Genomic DNA, 13,760 nt, shown 5'->3' on the forward strand with positions numbered 1-13,760 from the left:
AATTTGCACAATTTTTCATGTATGATTGGAACATCTTACAAACTCAGGGGAGAAACAGCATGAAAAATAACTTACGTACGTTACATCCGCTTAGTTGGACGATCATCATCGGCACCATATTTGGCCGAATGGCGACGTCCATGAGCATTCCTTTTTTGGCCGTTTATTTGACACAAGTCAAAGGCGCCTCAGCGTCTTCTGCTGGATTAATCATTGCCGTTAGCTCTCTGATTGGGATCGTTGCGAGTTTTTACGGCGGATATATTTCTGATCGTATCGGCAGAAAAAAGGTAATGCTTCTATCGATCTTCGGTTGGTCACTTGTCTTTGTTGGCTTTGCATTTGCAGATGCCATTTGGGTCTTCTTTATCATGAACGCTTTAAACGGACTGTGCCGGGCACTGTTTGAACCAACATCTAAGGCGCTCTTATCTGATGTCACCCCATCAAGTATTCGGTTGTTTGTGTTTAATTTACGGTATACAGCCATTAACATAGGGGTCATCTTCGGTCCTCTGCTTGGCTTATATCTCGGGTCATCGAAAACAACATTCCCATTTCTCGTTGCTGCCTTCATTTACTTGTTATACGGATTAACGCTGGTCTGGCAATTTCAGAAACATCCAGTTGCTGCTCCAGAAAGCACGAAACAAATTGGTGTCAAAAAAGCCCTTTCCATTATCCAAAAAGATACGGTCTTTAGCATTATCCTCATCGGCGTGACCTTATGTTCGTTCGGGTATTCGCATTTGAGCTCAACGCTGCCTCAATATTTATCCGCTTCACCTATGATTGAGGATGGTCCGAAACTGTTTGGATACCTTTTATCTTTAAATGCAGTTGTTGTCATTGTCGTACAATATCCGCTCATCATGATCGCCAAGCGCTACTCCACCATTTTGTCGCTGACCACTGGGAATATTCTTCTTGCCGGCAGTTTGTTTGCTATTGCTTTTTCACAGAGTCTCGGCATGCTTGCTTTCATCATTGTCGTGTTTACAATTGGAGAGGTTCTGCTGTTTGCGATGATGGATCTTTTTGTAGACAATGTGGCAAAGCCAGAAGTAAAGGGATCGTACTTTGGTGCGATGGGATTTTCTCAGCTCGGCAGCGTCATCGGACCATTTGTCGGCGGACTGTGCATTGACTATTTTGGCGCAGCCCATCCCTTCTCCATTTTTTCAGTCTTGTCGATGGTCACCATCGCAGGTGTCCCGTTCTTACTCATTGGATACTACCGCCTGAAAAAGCGATCCGCAGCTGCGGTCGCTGTTAAAGTCAGTGGAGATCATTAAAAAAACCGCTCTCGTTTGAGCGGTTTTCCTTTATACTCGGCGGATAGCAATCTCTTCCACCTTATGCTGATCACCTTTTTTCAAAATGAGATCGGCTCGATATTTTGTCGGTAAAATATTTTGATATAAATTAGGGCGATTGACGGTATTCCAAATCGTGCTTGCCATGTGATCTGCCTCTTCATCCGTCAAATCTTTGTATTGATGAAAGAAGGATTCAGGGTCTTGGAAAGCTGTTTCCCTTAGCAAACGGAACCGTTCTTTATACCATGATTGAATTTGCGTTTCAGCAGCATCTACATAAATCGAAAAATCAAAGAAATCTGATACAAACACACGCGGTTCATCCTTCAGATCATCCAGCGCTGGTGATTGCAGCACATTGATTCCTTCAATGATGACAATATCGGCATCCTCCACTGTTTCATACACCCCTTCAAGCCGGTCATAGGTCAGATGCGAATATACCGGGGCATGAACAGTTTGTTTGCCTGATTTTAATTCGTTTAAAAAAGATAACAAGGCTTTGACATCATAGCTTTCCGGGAAGCCTTTCTTTTCCATGAGTCCTCGATCCTTTAATTCTTTTTGAGGATACAAAAAGCCATCTGTTGTCACAAGACTCACTTTCAGCCCATCTCCAAGTCTCGATAAAAGCGTTTCAATGATACGAGCCGTTGTACTTTTCCCGACAGCCACACTTCCAGCAATCCCAATTAAAAAAGGGATTTTCGCATGATGCGGGTAGTTTAAAAAGGCATTCACATGCTGATTTTTTTGTTTTTCTGCAAAGACATGCAATGTCAGAAAACGAATAAGTGGTATGTAAATATCTTGAACTTCTTCAAGCGATAAATAGTCATTTAATCCTTGAAGTGCTCTCGCTTCCTCTTCTGAAACAGATACCGGCATATATTCCCCAAGAGCAGACCAAGCCTCTCTTGTATGGCGTGTATATAAAGTATTAAAATCTAGTCGCGTGTCACTCAAAGTCTTTCCCACCAATCTTCACTAAACTCGTAACCAAAAAGACGATAATCCGATTGTAGCTTAAAATGAAGGCGCTGTCTTTATTTTTCAACTAAAGTTTGCTTCTTTTGCGAAAAAAAGCATTAAAAAAAGGAAAATGAGGGTAAATAAGAGTATTCAGTTCGATAGATAGAAGGGAGCACACCAAATGAAATATGTGATGATTGGCGGAGATGCAGCAGGAATGAGCTGTGCTATGCAAATATATAGAGAGGATCCAGAGGCACATATTGTCGCTTTTGAAAAAGGAGAGATTTTCTCATATGGACAGTGCGGCCTTCCCTACTTGATCGGCGGTCTCATTGATCATCACAGCAAGCTGATTGCACGCAGCACTGAAACCTTTCGCGACAAATATGGAATTGATGCTAGATGCTTACACGACGTGACCTCCATTGACCCAAAGCAAAAAACGGTGTCAGGTCATCATACGAAAACAAAAGAACCATTTACCGAAAGCTATGACCGCCTCTTAATTGCGACAGGAGCAAGCCCCGTCACACTGGGTTTAGACAATCAGCCGCTAGAAGGCGTACACGTATTAAAAACCATTCCGCATGCGCTGTCCATTTTAGACCATTTAAAACAAAATATCACACATGTCACCATCATTGGCGGCGGGTATATCGGCTTAGAAATGGCTGAAAATTTAAAAAAGCTGGGAAAAAAAGTACATATCATTCAGCGGGGTTCAACACTAGGTCCGGGCTTTGACCCCGATATGGCAAAGCATCTGAAAGAAGAGGCGGATGCCCAAGGTATTCACGTGACACTTGGGGAAACCGTGCAGACATTAGAGGGCGAGTCACATGTAACAGCTGTTCAAACAGACAAACAAACCATTAAAACGGATATGGTCATCATGGCCATCGGCGTCACACCGCAAACATCCTTTTTAGACAAAACAGGAATCAAGCGTCTTCCAAATGGCGCCATTGTTGTAAACGAATACATGCAAACCAATGTAAAAGACATCTATGCTGCCGGGGATTGCGCAGCAACTTATCACCGCATCAAACAATCACTAGATTATATTCCGCTCGGCACAACGGCGAATAAACAAGGAAGAATCGCTGGTTTTCATATGACGGGAACAAACCGGGCGTTTCAAGGCGTGACTGGAACAGCAGTGATGAAATTTATGAGCATGACAGCGGGACGAACGGGCTTATCAGAAAAGGAAGCACAAGCAGCTGACATTCCTTATTCCACCATCACCATTGACAGTACGGATCACGCTGGATATTATCCAGATGCGCAGAAAATGAAAGTCAAACTGATTTACAGAAGTGATGACTACACCTTGCTCGGTGCCCAAATCATCGGAAGAAACGGTGTAGATAAACGGATCGATGTGATGGCAACAGCCCTTTACCAACAGCTGACCATAACAGATCTAGAAGACTTAGATATTAGCTATGCACCACCTTTTAACAGTGTGTGGGACCCGCTTCAGCAAGCGGCAAGGCGGAGATAAAAAGACGGTCACAATGGCGTCTTATCTCAAAAAAAGAAACCAGCTCACGACCGGTTTCTTTTTTGTTATTTTTTCATCATCGCTTTGCGTGCTGCTTTTTCAAATAAAAACGGGAATAATTGATACAATTTACTGCCAGCGTTCATCCATCCGGGCAGATTAATCTCTCTTTTTTTCGTCATCATAGCGGATACGACCTTCCCAGCCACCTTGTCCGCACTAAGCATCATGAATTCAACATTCTTCACATATTCACCGCTGCGATCGGCGATGGTAAAGAAGTCAGTGGCGATCGGTCCTGGATTCACCGTGGTGACGTGAATGCCGAGGTCTGCCAGCTCCATTCTAAGGCTGTTTGAAAATCCAAGGACGGCATGCTTTGATGCCGAATAAATGGCTGATTTCGGAGTGGCAATCTTTCCTGCCTGAGAAGCAATATTGATAATATGTCCCTGTCCTCTTTGTTTCATCTCTGGAATGACCTTTTTCGTGCAAGCGATTAAGCCAAACACGTTTACTTCAAACATCGACACCATTTCCTCAATGGAAGCATCTTCAACGAGATCAAACGCACCAAAACCGGCATTGTTAACCAAAATATCAACAGCCCCCACTTCTTGATATGCGCGATCAACGTCCTCAAGGTGACTGACATCTAGCTGAGCGATGTGACACACCCCGCCAGCACTCATAATCTTTTCTTTTACACCCGTCAGCTTTTCGATTCGTCTTGCTGAAATAATGATTTCTGCGCCTTCTTCTGCTGCCAAGTACGCCATTTTTTCACCAATGCCCCCAGATGCGCCTGTAATCCATATCCTCTTTCCTGTTAATCTCCCCATGCGTTTCACTCCTTAGTTTGCCCTGTAATAGAGAATTCCGTCTTTTTGCACTTCTTCAATTTGTCCAGCTTCTAAGAGGACATCCAGCTGCCCAACTGTCTCCGACATCGTTAAAAATAAGGCCTCTTCATACAGCACTGGAAATAGCTTGCGGCAAAGATGAAAGGCAGTCATTTCTTTTCGTTTGAGCAGCTGATACATCGTATTTGCCCGTTTTTCTTGTTTCTTAAATCTTTCTTCGATCAATTCATGATGAGACGTGATGAGCTCACCGTGTCCTGGATAAATCGTCTTGATTGGCAGATGCAATAATCGATTGAGTGATGCTTTATATTGAAGCAGCGATTTTTGGCGTTCCTCCCCTTCAAACGGCGCTTCCATTAACGGGTTTGAAGAAATGGTCGTCAAAAGCAGGTCTCCACCAATGAAATGGCCCGTTGTTTCATCTAGAAAGGAAAGATGAGATTGTGCATGTCCCGGTGTTTCCATCACGAAGAAGTGTTCATGCCCTTTCAACCGATCGCCTTCTTTGATGACGTCATCTACATGTGCAGTACAGGAATATGTATAAGATTGCTTCACGATTCTTTCACACTCACCTTGACGAAGCGGCACACCTAACTGCTGAAAAAAGCGCTCCATAAAAGCAATTTGACGCTCTTTAAACACAGGGTCCTGGCTAATATACGGCTCATTTAACTCGTGTCCGATCACACGGACATGAGGTTTCATCAGATTTAAAAGACCGACATGATCTGCATGATGATGGGTCAACACCACTTGATCAATATCGTCTATCGATAAACGATGCTCTTGTAATTGCGCGACAAAGGCGTGCTCCGCCTCTTCTGTCATCGGCCCGCAGTCCACTAAGGTCACGGCTTCTCCTTTTAATATATATGCATGTACATCCCCAACAGCAAACGGTGTAGGGATGGATAATTGAATGATGTCTTCTTTCACTTTTATATGTCATCTCCTGCTTTTTGACTCATGGTTCATTACAACTCAGTCTTCTTTATTCATTGTATCTTGCAAAGGGCAGACTGTCATGCGGTTTAGGTGGTCAATTTTTTTATCTGTCCCTATTGACACAAACTTGTTCATCGTTGCATAATGAACAACAAATATAAGATGCGCGATGACAAGGATTAGTAAGCAAAATAATGATGAAAGAGAGTGAGGTCCGCCGGCTGTAAGGCCTCACCGTCCTCTTATTTGCTGAACCTGCCCTTTGAGCTGTTAGGCAAACCTAAACGTTTCCCGCGTTAAGGGACTAGAGCTGAGTATGCATGTCTGCATGCTAATTGAGGGTGGTACCGCGAAAAACCTTTCGTCCTTTTCAGGCGAGAGGTTTTTTTATTTTCTACAAGGAGGAGCAGCTTATGAGTAAAATTGGATTTATTGGTGCAGGCTCGATGGCAGAGTCGATGATAAAAGGTTTATTAAAAAGCGGCATCATGTCAAATGAAGATATTATTGTCACAAACAAAACGAATGAAAAACGTCTAGAAGAATTAAAGGTGCGTTATGGGGTCAAAACGGATTTCTCTCGTTCTTTTATTTATGAAGAAGCGGATATTCTCGTATTTGCTTTAAAACCGAAAGATGCGGAAAGCGGGATATCTGATGTGCGGCCTCATTTACATGGGCAGCTGATCATTTCGATTTTAGCTGGCATCTCCATTGAAACGATTCAGCACTATGCTGGCGAGAAGACTGCGGTGGTTCGCGCGATGCCAAATACATCAGCGGCGATTCAGCAATCAGCAACAGGCATTGCCGTAAGTCAAGAAGTGACAGAGGATCAAAAGAATAAAGCAATCGAGCTGTTTGAAACGATCGGTCATGTGACGGTATTGGATGAATCACAGCTGAATGCTGTTACAGCTATTGCAGGAAGCGGCCCTGCCTTCATTTATCATTTGATTGAAGGAATGGAGCGGGGCGCCTCGGAACTTGGGATGGACCAAGCAACAGCGAAGTTACTCATTTGCCAGATGATTGCGGGCGCCGCTAACATGCTTCAAGGCAGCGGTAAAGAACCTGCTGAACTGCGCAAAGAAATCACCAGTGAAGGCGGAACGACAGAAGCCGGCCTAAACACACTTGCTGCCTATCAATTTGAAGAGGCTGTTGTCGATTGTGTTAAATCGGCAACAAAACGCGCAGCAGAATTAAACGAAATGTTTTCAGCAAGCACGTATAAATGATAGAGAAAAGCACCTGTTTTGATGACAGGTGCTTTTTTACATACTGCTAACGTTCACTCTTTGACATAATGGCTTTAATTTGATCCAGATGATGTTGTTCATGTAAAGCGATGGTTTCAGCTAATATCTGCACTGTCATCATCCCTTCTTCAGGATGCAGACCCGATTGCTCCCATGTATCCTTTTCTAATAGATGAAGGGTCTTGCTTCTTCTCTCTTTCAATCGTTTAATCAGTGCTTTGATCTCCTGCTCGTTATACCTTTCATAGCCTCTTTCCTTCACATATATTTCAGGATCATACGATTGAAAAGGCGTCTGCTCATCTGATATCGCCTGCTCTATCCGCTCTGTCCAGACTTCTTCTGTATCATACAAATGCCCTGCGATTTGCTTGATCGACCTTGTCCTCTCCCAAAGATTGATCTAGCGTGTGCTCATCACATGTTTCCACTAGCTTTTCTAGTTCACGGATACTTTCCTGAAGCGATGTAATGATGTCTGTTTTTGTTAATTTTCCAGTTTCCATTTCATCCTCACAATCTCCCTTCAAATAAGTGTAAGTCTTATTCTTTATCATACTCTATCTAAGTCGATGGATCGTCTATTTAAAAATAAAAGCCCTATCACGATAGGGCTCTTCACACATACTCAATGTTTCTCTAACAAAGCATGAATCGCTGATTCTAGTAATTCTGGCAAAATGCCGAATGAGAACGGGATGTGCAGCCGCTCTGTCCATTTGTGCGGGTCCTTTCCTAATGGCCCCACGTTGATAACTGGAACGTAAAGTGCTCCCTTTTCTCCTTCCGGTAAAGAATAGCCTTTTTGATAAAGCGGCATATTGGTCGTGTAATGACCTACGTCCTGTTTTTCGAGCTGTAAGTAACTTAAATCAGACAATCCAGGGAAATATTTCACTTCTTCTATTTCAAGTCCATAACTCTTTTTTGCCTCTATTTGAATCCTCTTTAAAGTTGTTTGGATATGCGGATCTTCCGTTGAGGAAACCGCAGGATAAAATGGCGGACTATAAAATAGAACAATCAGCGGCCCTTCTTCCTTACAAAGCGTCGTCAGCTCAGAGACGATTTTGGTTGAAAAATCACGATCTCCAAGCTCACCTCGATTGGCGAAAGCATAGTTAACAATGCGTTCAACCTCCTGTTTACCTGAGCGTTCTGCAGCTTTTTGATACAGCTCATGATACGTGAGAACCGTAATCTTCGTATCAATCGGTGTAAAAGGTTTAAAGCGCTGAAACTCAGCTGTTTTCTGTTTGAGATTGGCCTCGATTTCGTCTGCTGCTTGTTTCGCAGTGTCATAGAGAAGCCCGTGCAGTTCTTCACTTGAACGATTCATCATCAGCACATTAAATAAAGAAACAGCTGTGTGAGGTGTTTGAACGGAATAGGCTTCTTTTAAGTCCTTTTGCATCAAGTTGGTTGGCGGCGGCGTGACTTCTCCGTCTACTTCCTCACAATAATCACTATTCAGCTCTAACAGCCGGTTTAATTCAGATACCATAAAATTCGCATTTAAGCCTGAGAATGGCTCTCCTACATGTGTTTCAATTCCTTTGCAGAAAAATCCGGCCAGCACCTTCCCTATACTGCCTGTATACATATAATGGTGTTCATCACCTGGATACTTTTCAAACATGGGCTCACTGTTTAAGCACGCGGTATAGTCAAGGTCATGCTTTTCCTTAAGCTCCTTTAGTTTCGGAACAGCTTCAAGCATTCCTTGAGAATTCACTTCTTCATCAGGGACTGTGACGAGCAGGACATTTCCATGAAAGGTTTCTGTCATCGCTCTTTCCAGCATAGAAAGCTGTACAGTAAGACCTGCTTTCATATCCATGGCACCTCTTCCAAACAACCAGTCACCTGAAGCTAGATCTTCTCTTGCTCTTTTTGGGAGAAGCGCACTTTTTTGAGAAAATGACGCCATTAACTCTTCTGGCTTGCATGCCATGTTTTGAAATTCACCGTAATCTTCTGTATCGACGACATCGAAATGACTAAGCAGCAAAACGGTACGTGGCAGCGTGCTGCGCTTTACAAGCGCCGTTAAATAATACCGGCCATCTTTCATCGGATGCAAAGCCAAATGATCAGGGTTCTGCTTGAAATAAGGCCGCTCCCTCAGCAAATAATATAAATATTCAGCTAACGCGACTTCTCCAGTTGTACCCGATATGCTTTCATACTGCATAAGAGCTGTGAGCAGTTCCTTTAGTTCACTCTCTGTTTGCCATTTCATCCCTTTTCCCCCTTTGTTGTCTCTATCTCTCCATTATACAAAAACGCGTATAAAAGCTATATTCTTTGAGCACCTTTTATGACGAAAGTTTGAATGGCTGTTATAATCGGCTATACAATTCCATGAGGAGGCGAAGGTATTTGGAAACAAAACTCTTTTCACCTTGGACATTAAAAGGTGTTACACTGAAAAACCGCATCGTGATGTCCCCGATGTGTATGTATTCATCCTATGACCATGATGGGAAATTACAGCCTTTCCACTTTACACATTATATTTCCCGTGCCCAAGGTCAGGCTGGCCTGATCATGGTGGAGGCAAGTGCTGTTTCTCCCGAGGGAAGAATTAGTGATCAAGACCTCGGTATTTGGAGTGATGAGCACATTGAAGGATTTGCTTCATTAAACGAACAAATCAAAGCATACGGAACCAAGACAGCTATCCAGCTGGCTCATGCAGGGCGTAAGGCTGAACTAGGTGGTGACATCCTGGCACCATCAAGCATTCCATTTGATGAACAGTCTAAAACCCCTGCCGAGATGTCTATCGATCAAATCAAAGATACCGTTCAGGCGTTTCAGGATGCAGCTGTCCGAGCAAAAAAGGCTGGCTTTGACATCATTGAAATTCATGGGGCGCATGGCTATTTGATCAATGAATTTCTTTCACCGCTGGCAAATCATCGAACAGATGACTATGGCGGTTCACCAGAGAACCGTTATCGTTTCTTAAGAGAAGTCATCGATGCAGTCAATGAAGTATGGGGCGGTCCATTATTTGTCCGTGTGTCTGCTTCTGATTACACGACAAAAGGACTTGATATTGCAGATTACATTGGCATTGCTACATGGCTGAAGGAACAAGGTGTCGACTTAATCGATGTCAGCTCAGGCGCTGTCGTACAGGCGAAAATCAACACATTCCCTGGCTACCAAGTGACCTTCGCAGAAAAAATAAAAGAAGGTGCCGGTATTCAAACAGGGGCAGTCGGTCTGATCACATCTGGTGTACAGGCAGAGGAAATTTTACAAAATCAGCGTGCAGACTTAATCTTTATAGGCAGAGAATTTTTACGGGATCCATACTTTCCAAAAACAGCTGCTCAAGAACTTCGTACATCTATCGAAGGCCCGCGTCAATATGATCGCGCTTGGTAAAAGCTCATAGAAAAAAGATGTCTATTTTTTGAAATAGGCATCTTTTTTGTTTTTAAGAGAAACATATCAGCCTTTTGTGCCGTCTTTTAGCTAAAGAACCACTTAGAGGAGATGGAAGAATGAACTCGGCAATGATTGAAAGAATGTATCATATAGATGGACATCATTTTTATACAAAACATCGTCAAGGCAAAAGGCAAGCCACCATTATCTTTGAAGCAGGCTACGGCATTTCGGGTGATACGTGGTCGAATATGACCCGCGATATTGATCCTGAGCTTGGGGTTTTCTTATACGATCGATTAGGAAATGGAAAGAGCAGTGACAGCAGTGAAGGAAGAACATTGCATGATCTTGCAGATGATTTAGATGCGCTGCTAGAAGAAGCCAATATTCAGCCGCCCTTTCTCATTGTGGCTCACTCATTTGGCTCTCTTGTCAGCCGGTTATGGGCAAGCCGCAGAGGAGATGACGTCATTGGCATGGTGATGTTAGACCCAGCAAGTGAGGAGCAAGAACAGGTCATCCTGCCGCTTTTATCAAAGGAAGAACGCACCTCATATATGGCGCAATTCACAGCAGAATGTACGCATGAGGACTTTCAGCAAATGCTAAGTACAATGAAAGAGGAGCAAACCCATTATGGGATGATGCCGCTCCTTGTCATTTCATCAGGTAAGAGCCGATTGTTTCATCCAGCGCATGAAGCTTGGCTCAGACTTCATAAACGGATGCTGTCTTTGTCATCCCAAAGCGGATGGATTCAGGCGCAGAACAGCTCGCACTATATTCATCATGATGAACCGCATATTGTGCAGCTTGCGATCTATGATGTATGGTGCGCAGCCAAACAACCTGTTTCCTATTATCAAACAGCCAATTAAAAACAAAAACTCCTTGACTAGTTATCAGTCAAGGAGTTTTCTTTTCTTTATGCCGTTGGAGCAGACTGACTTTTTTTAGAAAGCAGCTTTTCAATGCTGACAAGCTGAACACATAATGTAAAGATGTCAATCGCTTGCTCTAGCTCTTCAAGTGTTGGGAACGTTGGCGCAATGCGAATGTTACGATCAAGCGGGTCTTTTCCATAAGGATATGTCGCGCCTGCACCTGTCATTGTAACACCTGCTTCTTTTGCCTTTTGCACAACAGCTTTTGCACAATGATCGAGCGTATTTAAACTAATGAAATATCCGCCATTTGGCTTGTGCCATTCAGCAATGTCTTTCCCGCCAAGTGTTTCATCAAGAATGGAAAGAACGAGGTCAAACTTTGGCTTAATGATCGCTGCATGTTTTTTCATATGTTCCTTCAAGCCTTCTGGATTCTTGAAGAAACGAAGATGTCTTAATTGATTGATTTTGTCTGGTCCGATCGTTTGAACCGATAATTGCTTTTGAGTGAAGCTTACATTGTCCGGGCTAGACGCCATCAGTGCAATACCTGATCCTGGGAATGTAATTTTAGAAGTAGACGCAAACATAAACACACGATTTGGGTGCCCTGCTTCCTCTACTGCTTGAAAAATATCTTTTAACGTATCAGGCGTATCAGTTAGATGATGGACTGCGTATGCATCATCCCAAAAAATGCGGAAGTCGTCTGCTTTTGTTTTCATAGAAGCGAGGCGGTCAACAACCTCATCTGAATACGTAATGCCATCTGGGTTGCTATATTTTGGTACACACCAAATGCCTTTAATCGCTTCATCTTCTGCGACCAATTTTTCTACCTGATCCATATCAGGTCCATCAGCCTTCATATCGACTGTGATCATCTCTATGTTAAATAGCTCACAAATGGCAAAGTGACGGTCATATCCTGGGCTTGGTGCAAGGAATTTTACTTTTGGCAGCTTTCCCCAAGGTGTTTTGCTGTCATATACGCCGTGAGTCATGGCACGGGCAATGGTATCGTGCATCATATTAAGGCTGGAATTACCGCCGATGATGATTTGTTCTGGCTTCAGATTGAGTACATCTGCAAAAAATGTCTTCGTTTCAGGAAGCCCTGTCAAGCCGCCATAGTTTCGCACATCTGTGCCATCTTCAGCAGTCATCACATCCTTTGATGTCACAACATCGAGCATGCCCATAGACAAATCGAGCTGTTTTGGTGAAGGTTTTCCTCTAGACATGTCTAAGTGTAAGTTTTTACTTTTATAAGTTTCGTACTCATTTTGTAGTGCTGCATATAGGTCATTTAATTCTGCTTCACTTAACGCTGTAAAACCGCTCATCTTTGATTGTGCCTCCCGTATTCTTCATAGTTTCATTCGTCATTTGTTTTTTCTTCACCATTTTACCACTACCTGAAAAAGAGAGTCATTATAAATATCAAAAAAATCACACAACTTTTTTTGACGATTCATCCATTTTTTACAGCGTGCGGTCAATGGAAAAAGAAAAGAAATCATGTGCAGCTTCTGTCAGCGGGAATATATCGCGGGCTTCTTTCAATAGTTGTTTCAGTGCCTCTTCTCCTTGGTAACGTGCACTAATATGGGTCAAAATTAATCTTTTTGCGCCTGCTTCCTGCGCCGTTTTCGCTGCTTGTTCTGTCGTGCTGTGATAATAATTGTAGGCTAGATCAGCATCTTCTTTACCGAATGTTGCTTCATGGACTAACACATCCGCATCTTTGGCAAGCCTTGTTATATTCTCGCATAAACGGGTATCTCCTGAAAATGCAACGATTCTCCCTTTTTTAGGGGGTTCCAAATAATCGGTTCCATCAATGATTCTTCCATCTTCGAGTGTCACGGTTTCCCCATTTTTTAACTTCTGATACAAAGGTCCAGGTTTTACACCGATTTCTTTTAGGTCTTCGGCTTTTAATGCACCTGGTACATCTTTTTCCACTACCCGATAGCCGTAAGCTGGAATACCGTGAGATACTCGTCTTGCTTCTACTTGAAAGGTATCATCTTCAAATATGATCCCTTCATCTATCTCTATGATATGCAGCGGATATGTCAAATGCGTTTGTGTAGCTGAAAGTGCTGCGTTCACAAACGCTTTGATGCCCTTAGGTCCATAGATCGTTAGTTCATCCTCTCCGCCTTGAAAGGATCTGCTGCCAAGCAGTCCTGGGAGACCGTATACATGATCACCATGCATATGAGTGATAAATATTTTCTCGATCTTTCTCGGTTTAATCGTTGTATGTAATATTTGATGCTGCGTCGCTTCTCCGCAATCAAAAAGCCACACTGCTTTTCTTTCTTCTAAAAGCTTTAGCGCTGTGCAAGTGACGTTTCTAGTTTTTGCAGGAATGCCTGCACCTGTTCCTAAAAAGAGCAGTTCCATTACTTTTCCTCCTAAAGCCGGTATACAATATCTTCATTCATATAGAATACATGAAGACAAGGTAAATGTGAATTCAGCGGAATTTTCGAAAAAAGTCAAACGAGAGCAGAAAAAGTCGAATCAAATGTTTGCTTTACGAACAATGAACCTTTAAAATAAAGAAAATGTACATACAA

At 42.9% G+C, this 13,760-nt stretch carries 13 protein-coding genes and 1 other annotated feature; of the genes, 5 read left to right on the plus strand and 8 right to left on the minus strand.

The annotated features are described in order from the left end of the window. Positions 1 to 59 precede the first annotated feature (59 nt). Positions 60 to 1,295, plus strand: coding sequence for an MDR family MFS transporter (locus MHH26_RS09390; protein ID WP_034661190.1), 1,236 nt, complete (start codon positions 60 to 62; stop codon positions 1,293 to 1,295). A gap of 30 nt (positions 1,296 to 1,325) precedes the next feature. On the opposite strand, the gene coaA is transcribed toward MHH26_RS09390, so the two are convergent. Next, on the minus strand, positions 1,326 to 2,285 hold the full coding sequence (gene coaA / locus MHH26_RS09395; RefSeq protein ID WP_034661193.1) for a type I pantothenate kinase: 960 nt from the start codon (positions 2,283 to 2,285) through the stop codon (positions 1,326 to 1,328). A gap of 187 nt (positions 2,286 to 2,472) precedes the next feature. On the opposite strand from coaA, the gene MHH26_RS09400 reads away from it, so the two are divergent. Next, positions 2,473 to 3,801 (plus strand): CoA-disulfide reductase, encoded by a 1,329-nt coding sequence (locus tag MHH26_RS09400; protein ID WP_340973245.1) that lies wholly within the window; start codon positions 2,473 to 2,475, stop codon positions 3,799 to 3,801. A 65-nt stretch (positions 3,802 to 3,866) separates the two neighbouring features. Here the strand turns inward: MHH26_RS09400 and MHH26_RS09405 are convergent, their stop codons facing one another. Both MHH26_RS09405 and MHH26_RS09410 read right to left on the minus strand, forming a co-directional pair. Further along, complete coding sequence (locus tag MHH26_RS09405) at positions 3,867 to 4,643, minus strand: SDR family NAD(P)-dependent oxidoreductase (protein WP_268495512.1); 777 nt, start codon at positions 4,641 to 4,643, stop codon at positions 3,867 to 3,869. A 12-nt stretch (positions 4,644 to 4,655) separates the two neighbouring features. After that, positions 4,656 to 5,606, minus strand: a complete 951-nt coding sequence (locus MHH26_RS09410) for an MBL fold metallo-hydrolase (protein WP_034661196.1) — start codon at positions 5,604 to 5,606, stop codon at positions 4,656 to 4,658. A 169-nt stretch (positions 5,607 to 5,775) separates the two neighbouring features. Next, positions 5,776 to 5,987 (plus strand) — a binding site (T-box leader). A gap of 41 nt (positions 5,988 to 6,028) precedes the next feature. Between MHH26_RS09410 and proC the strand changes: the two genes are divergently transcribed. After that, positions 6,029 to 6,856, plus strand: coding sequence for a pyrroline-5-carboxylate reductase (proC, locus tag MHH26_RS09415; RefSeq protein ID WP_034661197.1), 828 nt, complete (start codon positions 6,029 to 6,031; stop codon positions 6,854 to 6,856). Positions 6,857 to 6,902: 46 nt separating this feature from the next. Here the strand turns inward: proC and MHH26_RS09420 are convergent, their stop codons facing one another. The 3 genes from MHH26_RS09420 to MHH26_RS09430 all read right to left on the minus strand — a co-directional run bounded on the left by MHH26_RS09420 (position 6,903) and on the right by MHH26_RS09430 (position 9,119). Further along, positions 6,903 to 7,232 carry a DinB family protein gene (locus tag MHH26_RS09420; RefSeq protein ID WP_340973250.1) on the minus strand — a complete coding sequence of 110 codons (330 nt, stop codon included), beginning with the start codon at positions 7,230 to 7,232 and terminating at the stop codon, positions 6,903 to 6,905. Then, positions 7,225 to 7,383, minus strand: coding sequence for a hypothetical protein (locus MHH26_RS09425; RefSeq protein WP_340973252.1), 159 nt, complete (start codon positions 7,381 to 7,383; stop codon positions 7,225 to 7,227). Before MHH26_RS09425 ends, MHH26_RS09420 begins: the two co-directional genes overlap by 8 nt. A 122-nt stretch (positions 7,384 to 7,505) precedes the next feature. Beyond that, the gene (locus tag MHH26_RS09430) at positions 7,506 to 9,119 is read right to left on the minus strand and encodes a M20/M25/M40 family metallo-hydrolase (RefSeq protein WP_307499876.1); all 1,614 of its coding nucleotides are present in this window, start codon (positions 9,117 to 9,119) and stop codon (positions 7,506 to 7,508) included. A gap of 140 nt (positions 9,120 to 9,259) precedes the next feature. Between MHH26_RS09430 and namA the strand changes: the two genes are divergently transcribed. Further along, a complete protein-coding gene (namA, locus tag MHH26_RS09435) occupies positions 9,260 to 10,276 on the plus strand; it encodes an NADPH dehydrogenase NamA (protein WP_340973256.1) in 1,017 nt (338 codons plus the stop codon). A 119-nt stretch (positions 10,277 to 10,395) separates the two neighbouring features. Beyond that, positions 10,396 to 11,160 carry an alpha/beta fold hydrolase gene (locus MHH26_RS09440; RefSeq protein ID WP_307499878.1) on the plus strand — a complete coding sequence of 255 codons (765 nt, stop codon included), beginning with the start codon at positions 10,396 to 10,398 and terminating at the stop codon, positions 11,158 to 11,160. 47 nt (positions 11,161 to 11,207) lie between these two features. Here the strand turns inward: MHH26_RS09440 and MHH26_RS09445 are convergent, their stop codons facing one another. Beyond that, positions 11,208 to 12,515: an aminotransferase class I/II-fold pyridoxal phosphate-dependent enzyme gene (locus tag MHH26_RS09445; protein ID WP_340973258.1), complete on the minus strand. Its 1,308-nt coding sequence runs from the start codon at positions 12,513 to 12,515 to the stop codon at positions 11,208 to 11,210. Positions 12,516 to 12,654: 139 nt separating this feature from the next. Further along, positions 12,655 to 13,584 (minus strand): ribonuclease Z, encoded by a 930-nt coding sequence (rnz, locus tag MHH26_RS09450; protein WP_034661203.1) that lies wholly within the window; start codon positions 13,582 to 13,584, stop codon positions 12,655 to 12,657. Positions 13,585 to 13,760 lie beyond the last annotated feature (176 nt).

Source organism: Bacillus sp. FSL K6-2839 (assembly GCF_038003365.1).
In the GTDB taxonomy this organism is placed as follows: Bacteria; Bacillota; Bacilli; order Bacillales; family Bacillaceae; genus Bacillus.

Excerpts from the sequence above, each read along its gene's own strand:
- MHH26_RS09390 (WP_034661190.1), top strand. The coding sequence starts at position 60 with ATGAAAAATAACTTACGTACGTTACATCCGCTTAGTTGGACGATCATC.
- MHH26_RS09400 (WP_340973245.1), top strand. The coding sequence starts at position 2,473 with ATGAAATATGTGATGATTGGCGGAGATGCAGCAGGAATGAGCTGTGCT.
- MHH26_RS09405 (WP_268495512.1), bottom strand. The coding sequence starts at position 4,643 with ATGGGGAGATTAACAGGAAAGAGGATATGGATTACAGGCGCATCTGGG.
- proC (WP_034661197.1), top strand. The coding sequence starts at position 6,029 with ATGAGTAAAATTGGATTTATTGGTGCAGGCTCGATGGCAGAGTCGATG.
- MHH26_RS09425 (WP_340973252.1), bottom strand. The coding sequence starts at position 7,383 with ATGGAAACTGGAAAATTAACAAAAACAGACATCATTACATCGCTTCAG.
- MHH26_RS09430 (WP_307499876.1), bottom strand. The coding sequence starts at position 9,119 with ATGAAATGGCAAACAGAGAGTGAACTAAAGGAACTGCTCACAGCTCTT.
- MHH26_RS09440 (WP_307499878.1), top strand. The coding sequence starts at position 10,396 with ATGAACTCGGCAATGATTGAAAGAATGTATCATATAGATGGACATCAT.
- MHH26_RS09445 (WP_340973258.1), bottom strand. The coding sequence starts at position 12,515 with ATGAGCGGTTTTACAGCGTTAAGTGAAGCAGAATTAAATGACCTATAT.
- rnz (WP_034661203.1), bottom strand. The coding sequence starts at position 13,584 with ATGGAACTGCTCTTTTTAGGAACAGGTGCAGGCATTCCTGCAAAAACT.